Annotated in this window: 10 protein-coding genes; 9 read left to right on the top strand and 1 reads right to left on the bottom strand. The window is 33.3% G+C overall.

Translation table 11 applies throughout. The features are described 5' to 3' along the window. Positions 1 to 321: 321 nt before the first annotated feature. Entirely contained in the window at positions 322 to 2043 is a 1722-nt protein-coding gene (locus tag ACOMCU_RS08495) for an HAD hydrolase-like protein (protein WP_421049925.1), read from the top strand. Between the two features lie 11 nt (positions 2044 to 2054). Further along, the gene (locus tag ACOMCU_RS08500) at positions 2055 to 3050 is read left to right on the top strand and encodes a DNA-processing protein DprA (RefSeq protein WP_421049926.1); all 996 of its coding nucleotides are present in this window, start codon (positions 2055 to 2057) and stop codon (positions 3048 to 3050) included. A 242-nt stretch (positions 3051 to 3292) separates the two neighbouring features. Here ACOMCU_RS08500 and ACOMCU_RS08505 read toward each other — a convergent pair whose 3' ends face one another. After that, positions 3293 to 3940 carry a site-specific integrase gene (locus ACOMCU_RS08505; RefSeq protein WP_421049927.1) on the bottom strand — a complete coding sequence of 216 codons (648 nt, stop codon included), beginning with the start codon at positions 3938 to 3940 and terminating at the stop codon, positions 3293 to 3295. A 70-nt stretch (positions 3941 to 4010) separates the two neighbouring features. Between ACOMCU_RS08505 and ACOMCU_RS08510 the strand changes: the two genes are divergently transcribed. The 7 genes from ACOMCU_RS08510 to ACOMCU_RS08540 all read left to right on the top strand — a co-directional run bounded on the left by ACOMCU_RS08510 (position 4011) and on the right by ACOMCU_RS08540 (position 13233). Next, a complete protein-coding gene (locus ACOMCU_RS08510) occupies positions 4011 to 4178 on the top strand; it encodes a hypothetical protein (protein ID WP_421049928.1) in 168 nt (55 codons plus the stop codon). 8 nt (positions 4179 to 4186) lie between these two features. After that, entirely contained in the window at positions 4187 to 4816 is a 630-nt protein-coding gene (locus tag ACOMCU_RS08515; protein WP_421049929.1) for an S-layer homology domain-containing protein, read from the top strand. A 271-nt stretch (positions 4817 to 5087) separates the two neighbouring features. Further along, a complete protein-coding gene (locus ACOMCU_RS08520; RefSeq protein WP_421049930.1) occupies positions 5088 to 8144 on the top strand; it encodes an ATP-binding protein in 3057 nt (1018 codons plus the stop codon). Next, positions 8144 to 9256 (top strand): response regulator, encoded by a 1113-nt coding sequence (locus ACOMCU_RS08525; protein ID WP_421049931.1) that lies wholly within the window; start codon positions 8144 to 8146, stop codon positions 9254 to 9256. Before ACOMCU_RS08520 ends, ACOMCU_RS08525 begins: the two co-directional genes overlap by 1 nt. Before the next feature lie 465 nt (positions 9257 to 9721). Then, positions 9722 to 9940, top strand: coding sequence for a hypothetical protein (locus ACOMCU_RS08530; protein ID WP_421049932.1), 219 nt, complete (start codon positions 9722 to 9724; stop codon positions 9938 to 9940). Positions 9941 to 10079: 139 nt separating this feature from the next. Next, positions 10080 to 10790 (top strand): YrpD family protein, encoded by a 711-nt coding sequence (locus ACOMCU_RS08535; protein WP_010859078.1) that lies wholly within the window; start codon positions 10080 to 10082, stop codon positions 10788 to 10790. 523 nt (positions 10791 to 11313) lie between these two features. Continuing rightward, positions 11314 to 13233 (top strand): N-acetylmuramoyl-L-alanine amidase, encoded by a 1920-nt coding sequence (locus ACOMCU_RS08540; protein WP_421049933.1) that lies wholly within the window; start codon positions 11314 to 11316, stop codon positions 13231 to 13233. The last annotated feature ends 144 nt before the right edge of the window (positions 13234 to 13377 follow it).

Genomic DNA, 13377 nt, shown 5'->3' on the forward strand with positions numbered 1-13377 from the left:
ATATTAAATAATTTCATTACTATACACAAGCTGTTTTGGTTGTAACGTCGTTTAAATAATGAACGCCAGAAGAGTAAATAAAATAGATTAACACGTAATGTCATTTGGATGTTGAGTGTTTTTTAGATTAAATCTTTTGTAGGTCTATAAGGTGCATTTACTTACATAAGTAGTAACATAATTTGTTAGAGTATGACAAATAAATGCTAAATTACTATATATTACTTCTAATACTAGCAAAAACATAAAAAAAATATAATATGAAACTTTAGTAAAATATGTATAGGAGTATATTCCCTTATTTTGAAAGGAGAAATAACGATGTATATGTGTACTAGAGATGTAAGTGATATAACTGTTATTGCTGATTTCACAGGAACCCCAGATTTTTTTTCTAATCCTAATTTCATAATTGGTTTTAATAAAATGGTGTCATTGAATGACACTATACTTATTTCTACAAATTCAATAAGTTTAATTGAAGGGAATAGAGTAATTCAAGAAATTAGTTCAGAAATTGAGATTAATGTGGAAAATATTTTCATAAATCTTAAACTACATGAAGCGGACACTATAGTTATTACTAACAATAAGGATAAGATAAAAAGTTGGATAGATATTAATGTATCTGTTCTTTTTATAGCTGAAAGAGATGAGGATCAATTAATATTAAACAATAATTATATGCCAGATGCAATTTGGTCAATTGATCAGTTTGCTAATGATATAGAGAATTTAAACAGTAATTTATATTATATGGAGCATATTGGTGAAGAATCTATTGGAGGGGCAACTTATTATAAACTGCCTCTGTATAATGAATATGCACAAGTAGAATATGATACAGTATTTTTAGGGAGATATTTTAAAGTTCAAGATGGTCGACATTACATTCATCCTTTAAGTCGTACAATACTAGATTTCAAAAGTATAGTACGAGGAGATAGAATCTTAGCATCCAGACATGTAATATTTGAGTATTTGAACATTATAATTAAACATTTTATCGATGAGTCACAAGATATAACATATATTACTGCTGTCCCACCGAGACCAAATCAACAACATCGATTCTATGGTTTTGAACAATTTTATGATGGAACAGCACCTTTGAATTTCCAACTATTGAATACTGTTAGGCCTTATGAAAGTCCTAAATATAGTAGAGGGGGTTATGAAAAATACCAATGTGTGGAAGGGGTATTTGAGTGTACAGAAAATATACAAGGACATGTACTCTTAATTGATGATATTTTCACAAGTGGCTCAACAGTAAGTGAGTGTGTAAGAGTATTAGAGCGTAATGGTGCAGATAAAGTAACTGTGATACCATTAGCGCATACACAATATTTGCCAAAATCAGATTTTAAATGGCTTGATGGTAAATTTGATGATAATGGTAACGAATATAAATTGAAGATAAATAAAACTACTAAAAGTGCCTTTTGGGCAAGAGAACAATTAAGAGGAACAAAAGATCATGATGAGATAGTAGAATATTATAATAATCAAAATAGGTTTGAATTTAACAATGAACCACCGTATATATTAAACTGTGAAGAAGATGAGATACAAGGGATTATATTTGATTTAGATAACACATTAATAGAAACAACGGATTTGGAATTTTATAGAAAAAATCACAGAGGATTAACAACTGAAATTGTATTAGAAAATTCAACGCCACTAGTAGAAGTCGATTTGGTCAATGAACTAAAACGTAGTGGTTTTAAGATTGGTGTTGTTACTAGATCTAGAGAAGAATATGCTAAGCCAGTTTTAGATGCTTATGGTTATGAGTATGATATATTAATTTCAAGATATTCAACATATAGAACAAAACCACATCAAGATCCTTACATTTCATGTATGAAAAAGATGGAAATTGATTCAAGATATTTAATATCGATAGGAAATGAGGAAGTAGATACTATCAGTAGTAATAGAGCAGGTATATATTGTTATGAGATAGGTGATAATGCTTCGTTAGAACAAATAACACAGTTATTAAATAGTATATTAGAGTATAGGTTAATTGGTTAGGGGAGATTCAATTGAAACCATCTTTTTGGCTAGCTTTTAGTTGTATAAAAGGTGTTGGAAGTGTAACAATGAGGGATTTTTACAATAAATACCCTTATTTTGACTTTTATTTGTTAGATGATATTGGTTTTATGGAGAGAGTTGAATCTTCTTTTAAAAAATTTTTAGACGACGATTTAATTGAAGCGGGTATAAACGAAGCCAATCGTCTTTTAAAAATCCACGATTTTAATGGGATCAAAGTTATTTCATATGAAAGCCCATATTATCCGATTTCATTAAGGTTCATTAAAGATCCACCTGTTGTATTGTATGCTAAGGGGAATATTGAATTGTTGAAAAATATGGATATGGTAGCAATTGTAGGTACTAGAGAACCGACTGACATAGGTTTAAAGTCTGCAAAGAAAATAGCCTCTAGGTTTGTAGATATGGGATATGTAATTGTAAGTGGCTTAGCATTAGGAATTGATACCGCAGGGCATGAAGGGGCTTTAAGAAAAGAAAAAGGAAGAACTATTGCTGTAATGGCTGGTGATTTAACAAAAATTTATCCTGCAAAAAATAAAAGCCTAGCAAATGAAATTTTAGAAAAAGAAGGACTGTTAATATCAGAAACGCCTATAGGTAAGCCAAATACAAGAGGAAGCTTCGTTCAGAGGGATAGAATACAAAGTGGATTGTCTTTAGGCATATGTCCTGTTCAAACCCCTATTAAAAGTGGAACACAGCATACTATTAGATTTGCAAAAGAGCAGGAAAGATTAATTTTCACACCAACAATATTAGATATAGAATTAGAAGAAAATGCTGTACAGGGGAATTTAAATTTGATTAAAGAAGGCTGTATAGAATTGACAGATCCTAGCATTTATGAAAAAGTCGATTTAAAAATGCAGTTAATTAAACATGAACTCGTAAAAAAGAATGAAGTAATAAAGAAGCAAAAGTATATTCAAAGTAATGACCGTAAAATGATAGTACAACCATCATTTTGGGAAATTTAATAAATAGCTTTGAACTGTATTGCATTAAAACGTAGTCAAAAACGTAGTCAAAAAAATCAATTGCCCCCGCAACTATTGATATATCAATAGTTCGAGACGGTTGGTTCGACTCCCGCCGTCTCCATACATTTGAAACAATATAGTTTCAAAAAGTGTCAAATTCCTTGATATATCAAGGGTTTGGCGCTTTTTTTATGTCAATGAATTTCATTAATTGTCATTTGAATATAGTCAAAAAAATTTCAGCTTTCAAGGTAGGTAACGAATTTTTGGATAGCACCTTCTTTTGCTTTTTTCGTAACGTGAGTGTAAATATCCATTGTTGTTTTTACATCAGTATGCCCTAAACGGTCTTGTACTTCTTTTATTGTTGCTCCAGCTTCAAATAACAGTGAACAATGTGTATGACGTAATCCATGTGGAGTAACTCTCTTTAAAGAATGTTTATCTTGAACACTATACATCCATTTTTGAACTTGTCCTAGTTGAATAAATTCATTTTTTGAGTTACTGAATATTAATTGCTTAGGATTCATTGTATTGATGCCTAGCTTGAAATACTCTAATGTCTGTCTTTTTCTCCACTCTGATAAAACATCAATAGTCTCGTCATCAAGTTTAATTATACGTGGAAGTCCCGTTTTTGTTGGTTTTAAATATAGTTTAGAATGCTTTCCTCGACCAATAGCCTTATTTATTGTGAGTTCATTTTCTACTAAATTTAAGTCTTGCCAAGTTAGTGCCAATACTTCACTTTTTCGCATACCTGTAAATGCTAGTAATCGTAATAATGCATAGGCTTTATAAGGTACTGATTTTTCACATTGAGATAAAAAATTGAGCAATTCTTCCCGAATGTAATAGTTTTCAGTTTTTTCATCCCCATCCATTGAGTATTTAGATTTTGTTTTTGTTTCTACATGCGTAAATCCAATCGTTATAACACTACCATTAAGAGGTGTGACAATCCCAACTGACCCAGCTGAGCGCAAAGTATTTTTAGAGCGTCTAGCAGTGTTCATTGAACATTCAGATGGCGAGAAAAAGGTTGTCATCCCAGAGGTTGTCACAATGGAGAAGGAAGAATTAGGTCTACGCTTCACAGTAGATAATTCAGTACATTCATAATTATTAAAGTGAACGAGCAAGAATTAGAAGAACATGATGCATACATTAAAGGCTTTGCGGATGGCACATTTGGTCCAGAGAAAAATGTAACACGCGCACAAGTGGCGACAATGATCGCTCGTATCTTAGGTTACACAGATGACCAATCAGTGGACTACTCACCGTTTAAAGATATTCCAAGCGGTAACCATGCAGCAGGAGCTATCGCATTTGTGAAAGAAGCAGGCATTATGAACGGGGATGCAAATGGCAATTTCCGTGCAAGTGAAAACATCACTCGTGCACAAATGGCAACAGTCGCAGCGAACTTTAAACAGCTGGACATTCAAGAAAATGTAGACATTACATTTAATGATATAGATGGACACTGGGCACAATGGATCATCGAGGCAAACCGCAACGCAGGCATCATTAATGGCCGCGAAGACGGAAGTTTCGCGCCAGACCAACATTTAACACGTGCACAAGCAGTTGTTATGATGAACCGTATGTTCGAACGTGGTCCATTAAACGGTGTTACAACGCCAAGCTTCCCAGATGTGAAAGCAACGCACTGGGCATTTAAAGAGATTGAAGAAGCAGCGAAAAATCATTCGTATTATATAAATGAAGATAGTGCAGAGCAGTTATCTGAATAAACAACAAGCAGGCTACGGATTTCCTTAGCCTTGCATATTTAAAAAGAGTAAAGTGATAATAATAACTTAAAATCAGTGATAGTAATCCATACTAGTCGATGCATTTACAATATGGTTTGTTCAGAATTTGTTTAACAGACCTATGATAGGATGCGTAAGGGGACCGATATTAGAAATACAGGTGAAAGTCATATTGCATAATGGATTTAATTCTAACAAACTGATAGTTTGATGTTATACATAATTGTGTTCAAGTAGGGGAGGCGTGATAGTGAAAAAAAATATTAGCATTACTGTGACCATTATCATGCTATTTATTATCGTATTTTTTGTTGGCAACGGAGATTATTTTGTTAGTAGTAGTCAGCGGATTGCGCAGAATGGGATAGTTACGATTGAAGAAAAAGAACTACAAGAAAATACTATTTTAAAATTAGATGGAGAATGGTCGTTCTATCCAAATATCTTAATATCGTCAAGCGATTCATTTGATGCGTATGAGGGAAAGAAAATACCAATTGAGGTGCCGTCTACCTGGAATAGTTTTGTAGAACCAAATGAGGAAGGACTTACTGTAGGAACATATCATGTTAAGATAAATGTACCAATTGAAGGGGAATATGGATTATACATTCGTTCAATTCGCCAATCTAACCGTGTTTTCATAAATGGAGAAGTTGTAGGTAGTATGGGGAATCCGAGTGAAACCTTAAAGGACTTTAAGTTCGAAAATGATGATAAACATACGGTGTTTGCAAAAAGTGAGAATCAAATGCTTGATATTGTAATTCATGTCGGAAATTATAATTATCCAAAAGCTGGTATTACTTTTCCTATTGAGTTTGGAACAAAGGAAGCTATTCAAAGAGATTTTAGCATGAAAATTTTAGCAGAATCGTTTGTATGTATTGGTTATATTGTATTCGGTGCGATTTATATTATATCGTATAGTCAAAATCGGAAACGGAAAGAAGAATTGTTTTTGGGGTTATTCACTATATTATTCGGACTGTACATGTCGTTTACTAATGAAAAAATATTTTTACTTATTTTTCCTTATTTAAATATAAATGAACAATTGCGTTTGCAATTAGGGATATTACCACTTGTCGATGCTTGTTTAGCATTTTTTCTCTATTATTTGTATCCGGAGTTTATGAGGAAAAAAGCAATTTATATTATTAGTATTTTGTTAGGTTTCCTTTTTTTTATCTATGGGATTTACAACCCGATTACAAAAAATAGTATGATTATACCAATAGAAAATCTAGTTCTTTCACAAATAATCTTTGCAGTAATTTTTATTCCTGTTGGGCTTTATAATGTGTTTGTGCTATTACGTGTGCTTATGAAAGGTGTAGAAGGTTCACGTTATATTCTAATTCTTTTAGTGTCTCTTACTTGTTATACTTTTTTAATAGTAATGTATTACATTTTTGATATACCTATGGTTTATAGTGAACAATTATTGTTTATTTTTACACTATATAGTTTTGCATCTCTGCTTAGTTTCCGAGCAAATACATCTTTTAAGAAAGTTCAAGCGTTATCGGAAGAGCTATTGATGCATAATCAAATGAAGGATGAGTTTTTATTGAAAACGTCTCATGAATTACGTACGCCTTTAAATGGTATTTTAAATATATCCAAATCGTTAATGGAAGGTGTACAAGGACCGTTAAAGCGTGGGCAACAAGAAAATGTCATTTTAATACATAATGTCGCACAACGTTTAGGTTATTTAGTAGAGGATTTATTGATTTCTTCGAATCATATGACCGGAGAAGTTCGTGTTATCCCTCGTGTTGTTCCGATAAGCGTAATTAATGAAGTAATTGAGGAAATTCGTAGTTTAATGTCGAGTGATACATCCATAAGATTAATGAGTGTAGTAGATTCTAATTTACCCCATATGTATACAGATGAATTACGATTGAAACAAGTGCTTTATAATTTACTCTATAATGCTCTGCAACATACAAAACATGGACAAATTACAGTCTTAGCTAGTGTACGTAATGATTATATGGAAATACAAGTAAGCGATACTGGAATTGGTATACCATCACAAGACTTAGATCGAATTTTTAATTCCTTTTATCAAGTAAAGAAAGGTAAAAATAGTGGGGGACTTGGGTTAGGATTAAGTATCTCAAAAAATATAGTAGAACAGTTAAATGGGGAAATTCATGTAACAAGTACATTAGGTGTTGGAACAATTTTTACTTTTACGGTGCCACTTGCCACACTCGAAAAACTAGATATTGAAACACAACAACAGATGGGCAATCGAGCAGAAAATACTATACTACAGCTAGAGTTACCATTATTGCATAAAGGTAATGACAAAACCATACTCGTTGTTGATGATGATCATGTGAATATAAAAGTACTAGTGGACGCATTAATTCAAAAAGGCTATACCGTTATTGGGGTAGATAATGGGTTTGATGCGATGGGTTATATAAAGAAACATAAAGTAGATTGCATGTTAGTCGACTTAATGATGAATGGTATGTCAGGCTATGAATTATGCAAACAAGTACGAAAACAATACGATATGTTGGAATTACCGATTATTGTTTTAACAGCAATTATGCAGCATTCAGATTTAGTGTTATCTTTACAAGTTGGGGCAAATGATTATCTGCCAAAACCGATTGCGATGGATGAATTACTAGTGCGTATTCAATCATTACTAGCAGTTCGACAATCTTCCATTGATGCGATTGAGGATGAAATGAATTATTTATATGCGCAAGTAACTCCTCATTTTGTCTACAATACACTTAATACTATTATCGGCTTAAGCTATACAGATATAGAAAATACACGAGAGGCGTTATACAGTTTAGCAACCTATTTCCGTGCCAAGCTGAATGTCCATTATCGTAACAGCATGGTTTCTATAGAAGATGAAATAGACCTTGTAAAAGCATATCTCTATATTGAAAAAATGCGCTTTGGTGATCGTCTTACAGTTGCATATGATATTGATGAGTCCATTCAATCTTTGATTCCAGCATTATCAATTCAGCCTATAGTTGAAAATGCAGTTTTTCACGGGATTTCGAAGAAAAAAGAAGGTGGTACTATTGAGGTGAGTGTGCAACGAGAAGGTCAATTAATACGTATTAAAATTTATGATAATGGGGTCGGTATCTCAGAAGAAAAGTTGCAACGATTAGTAAATGAAGAAAACTCACGTATTGGATTTACGAATCCGTTGAAAAAATTTAAGCTTATTAGAAATGCCAGTTTGCGTATATATAGTGAAGAAGGTAAAGGAACTACTGTTATTATTCTATTACCAGAAGGTGATGCATAGTGAATATAGTCATAATTGATGATGAAAAAATGGCAATTGATGTGTTAAGAATTATGCTAGAAAAGCTTACACAATTTACGTTTTGCATTAAAGGTACGTATACAAATGTAAGGGATGCATTTGCTCTTTTTGAAAAAGAACGAGTAGATGTCGTTTTTTTAGATATGGAGATGATTGACGTTCATGGGTTGCAAGTTGCCAAAAAGTTACTAGTTAAATATCCAAGTATGCAAATTATTTTTGTGACAGCCCATGCGAAGTTTGCTGTAGATGCTTTTGACATAGAAGCAACAGATTATTTATTAAAGCCAGTTCGAGAAAACCGTTTATTGAAGGCAGTGACAAAAGCACAGCAAGTATTTAGTCTACGGCAAGAAATGCAATCTAAAAAAAAAGAATTACATATGTACGCACATACTTTTGGTAGCTTTCGTCTATTAGATGTCCAACAGCAAATTGTGAAATGGCGTACAAGAAAAGTAAAGGAATTGTTTTTATATTTATGGTTTAATCGGAATAAGCCGCTATTAAATACTGTAATTATGGAAGAATTATGGCCAGAAGCAGAGCTAGAGAAAGCTGGGGCTAATTTACATACATCCATCTATCAATTACGCAAAATTTTGAAGCAAAATGGTAGTGAAAATCCGATTCTATTAGTAAATAATCACTATCAATTAAATATCGAAATTGATAGTGATTATGAGGAACTAGTACAGTTGTTAGAAAGAGAGCATTATGATGAACAAGCAATGCAACAATTATTAAATTGCTATGAAGATGATTTTTTAGCGGAGGAAGAATATCATTGGGCGATTCAAATACAACTTCGCTTAAAACAAAGCGTATTACATTTATTAGAAATGTATATCGCCCATACGAATGAAATTAATCCATTACTAAAACTAAATTGCCTACAAAAAATGCTAGAGCTCGATGAATTTAATGAGCAATACATGTTTTTGCTCTTGCAATTTTTAATCGAGAAAAATAAAAAACAAGATTGTACACAATGTTTTGATATGATCCAGCAAAAGTTACAGGAAGAGTTAGGCGTGCCAGTGCCAGATAATATCAAGAGTATTTATGCAGAATACATGATACGCGTATAGAAAGTTACGCTAATCATTGCTTTCATCCTCAATGCTCATTCTGTTTTGTCAGAGCTCATGGATGTTTTGGGATGCACGGAAGAGGGGATACAATGCTTGGCTATGGGGCATTTTAGGCCTTATTCAATTTCCAACTTATCTAATTATCTATCTTATTTTTGCAAGAAAAATATTTAAAAGAAAGGTCTCAGGTTCAAATTCCTGAGATTTTTTTTTATTTATTTTTTCGTGAGTGAACGATTAGACGAACGTAATCGTATTAAGGGTAAATAAACAATTTGGGGGAGAAAAATGAATGAACTGTTAAATGGAATCCCATGGGGAGCGGTTGCGCCTATTCTTGTCTTACAATTAGGAAATTATATTCATGATGTTGAGACAGAAGAAAACAATAATTAATATACCAAAAGAAACAAAGATACATAATTCAATAGCTTCTTCCCCCACAGAAAAGGAGTAATCATATTGAGTAAAATTAAAATTAAAAAGAAAAGAGGTAAAAAGATAATGTATGTTTTTGCATGGATCTTAGGAATAATTGTTTGTCTAAATGTAATAGGGTTTGCAATCAACAAAATATTCTTTTCAAATGAGCTTGAAGCTATCTCGCCTTACGGGGAAATGGTAGAAGTAAACAATCAGAAAATGCATGTATATTCAATGGGACAGGGAGAGAAAACCTGAAACCCCTCTTCAGTGAATAGCCCCTTCATAGTTTGTATAAGTTTTTGAACTAGTACAATATTACATTTATATTAAATATTTACAAATATGTTATTTTGGTATAAAATGTAAGGTGAAATAAAATTTAGGGGGTAGTATATTGAAAAAATTAATTAGTATGTTATCTATCTTTTCTTTACTGGTGTTATTAATCCCAACGCAAGCTGATGCTGCATCAACGGGTACGGGACCATACAGAAAGGTATTATCAAATTCAGGTTATTCGTGGATGTCTACAAATGTTTACATACCTGGTGGGAATGACGTAAGTTATGGTAATTCAACGGATACAGGTTATATTTATTTAGGTGGACATAGTGGTTCGGTAGAAGTAGATGCGGGATTACAACATAGTCCAACACTAGATAATTGGGCACCTTTTATTTCTGTGAATGGTACTCGTCCTTCAAGTGGTACGTCAACAACTCGTTTTAAAAGTGCACAAACTGTCTTTATGAAGTTTTATGTAACCTCTGATAATACTGTGGAGCTTAGTGTAAGTGGGATTGCTACAGATGGGGTCAAGCGTACAGTCGTGGTAAATGCTACTGCTAATGGATGGAAAAAAAGTGGAACAGGCAATTCCTTAAAACGTGTAACGTCAATTGCACAAGTTGGTGGCGATAATTTTGCTTCTAAGTCTTATCTGAAAAATGTGTATTGGTCAGACGCTACAATAGGGACAAGTTCTACTTCAAATGCAGTTTGGTCTGGAGAACATACGAATGCTTTCACTAGCTATCAAGCACCTTATGTATCAGTTCAATATGTAAACCAAAGTACAGAAACTGTAAACATAAATTTAAATTAATTTAAATAGAAAATTATGCTAATGAAATTGGTATTCCACATCACACGTAGGGTAGGTTGACATTGTTAGAACTTCCAATTTGGACGCAACGCTATCATTAAAGACTATCAAGAAGGCGTTTCAATCGCTGACAATCGAAAGACTTACAAAGTTGGAACCGGAACAATTTATCATTGCTTAAACGTGTTGGAACAAAACGATCAATGAACGAATTAAATTTCGTTAGTTGGTCGTTGTTTTTTGCTTTGAAAGTGCGTACCCCCAAAACCTCTATTCTGATAAGTGCTTTCTGGTGTTCGGAATTTGCGCACAACTTTTTTTGGGGGGTGATTTTCTAAAAGATTGTTACTAGTCAACTAACGGTAGGTTAGTTACGTAAGAAAGTTATTAAAAAGTTTGAGGTTTATATTGGAAGTATCACTTGATTTTAACTAGAAAAGGAAATGATTACATTCTTATGGTAGTTTCATGTGTAAAATTTTGCTATAATAGACACAAGAATAGGAAGGGAGGAAATAGGGCATTGTACCTCAAGAAAATCAGTCTTATGTTATGCATCTTATTCATATCAGCTTCTATATTTTCCATACATAATGCAAGTGCAAGTGGTGGTTTTGAAGATATTTCTTCAAACCATGAAGCTTATGAACAAATCAATTATTTAGTTAATTTAGGTGTTATTAAAGGATATACAGAAAAAGGGAAAATATATTACAAGCCTAATAATAACGTAACGCGTGGGCAAGTTGCCAAGATGGTTGTTGTTGCTTCAGGGAACAAGCCACTAGTTGTCAAAAAATCAAGCTTTTCAGATGTAACAGTCGGTACTGAGCTTTCAGGCTATGTAGAAAGTGCCAAACAGCTTGGTTTCTTTGCGACAAATACTAAGGATAAATTCTTGCCAAATATGCCTTTAACTCGTGATGAAATGAGTTTTGTATTAACAAAAGCATTTAAGCTTGATTCCAGTGAATATGAAAAAGTAGATTCACCTTTTGTTGATGTAGATATGACACATCCTTACATTCAATATGTAAAAACGATTTACTACAACGGTATTACAAAGGGAAGCGGTCAAAATTATAATCCAAATGGCCAAGTGACACGTGCACAGTTTGCGTTATTCGTAGCGCGTGCAAAAAGTGAAAAGTATCGTTTAGAGTTACCAGTAAAAGATGTGGATGTACCTGATGCATCACAGATTATTGGGACAGTTCAAGTAACGACTGACGGATTAAATATTCGTAATACTAAAGATTCTTCATCTAAAGCTAACGTTGTGGGTACAGTGAATAAAGGTGATAAACTATCAGTCTATGCAGCCGAAGGAGACTGGTTAAAAGTTTCGTCAAAAGATGCCTATACTTATATTTATAAAACGTATGCTCAGTTTTTAGATGCAGATGGTAATACTTTAGGGAATGTTCAAAAGCAAGTAATAACAGCTCAATCTATTAATGTTTACGTTAAAGCAAGCTCATCTTCAAAGATTATTTCGACTGTGAATAGTAAAGTGAAATTACCAGTTTATAAGACGGTTAATGGCTACTATTTAACAGAAGTGGACGATGTACCAGGCTATATCGTAGCGAATAGTACAGAGGATGTTACAGTAGAACAGCCTGCTATCCCAGTTCCAGACCTAAAGCCAACTCCAGATCCAATCACGCCACCAGTTACAGGTGACTTACTTGGTCGAGTGACAGTTGACAATTTAAATATCCGTAAAGAGGCTAACTCTACGTCTATGGTTTTAGGTAAGCTTAGTAAGGGTGAATATGTTCAAGTGAACAGTATTTATGATTACTGGGCACAAGTTACTTTTGAAGATCAAACGGGCTACGTGCATAAGTCTTACTTAAAGCTATTAAATCAAAGTGGTAATCCGTTAAAAGATCGAATTATTATTATTGATCCAGGTCATGGTGGCAAGGATCCAGGAACGTCTTTCGAATCTTTTTCCGAAAAAAACATTACATTAAAGGTTGGTACTCTTGTTAAGGATAAATTGGAGGCTGCAGGTGCAAAGGTATTGATGCCTCGTACAGGGGATACATTTCCTACACCACAAGATCGTGTTGACTTTTCACATGCTAATTACGGTGAAATCTTCGTAAGTATCCATGTTAACTCAGCAGCGAATACTGCTGCACAAGGTACCGAAACATATTACGCTAAAACACCAGGTGATATGTATGAAGAAGACATTGATCTTGCGACATTTGTAAACAATCAAATAGTAAATAACTTAAATATGAAAAATCGTAAGGTCAAAGAAGAAAAACACATTGTGAGCGCTAATACGAATATTCCAGCCATCTTAGTTGAGCTAGGCTTCCTAACAAATAGTGAAGACCGTGCTAAAATGACAGATGATCAATATGTTGAGCAATTTGCTGAATCCATCTATAAAGGGATTTTGCAATATTACGAGAAACAATAATAAAAAGAACTACATTGGTGTCAATTGAACTCCCCGCATAGTGGATACTTTAAAAAAAGTGAACCTATTCGGGGTTTTTCTATACTCAATTAGATTAAATCCCGTTATATTTTACATTAGTTTTCGCGTACTTATTAAAGGACG

Origin of the sequence: Lysinibacillus sp. UGB7, from assembly GCF_049058285.1 — a bacterium.
Taxonomy (GTDB): domain Bacteria; phylum Bacillota; class Bacilli; order Bacillales_A; family Planococcaceae; genus Lysinibacillus; species Lysinibacillus sphaericus_B.

Bases quoted from the DNA above. Each gene is read 5' to 3' on its own strand.
- ACOMCU_RS08495 (WP_421049925.1), top strand. From the start codon at position 322: ATGTATATGTGTACTAGAGATGTAAGTGATATAACTGTTATTGCTGAT.
- ACOMCU_RS08505 (WP_421049927.1), bottom strand. From the start codon at position 3,940: ATGGATGGGGATGAAAAAACTGAAAACTATTACATTCGGGAAGAATTG.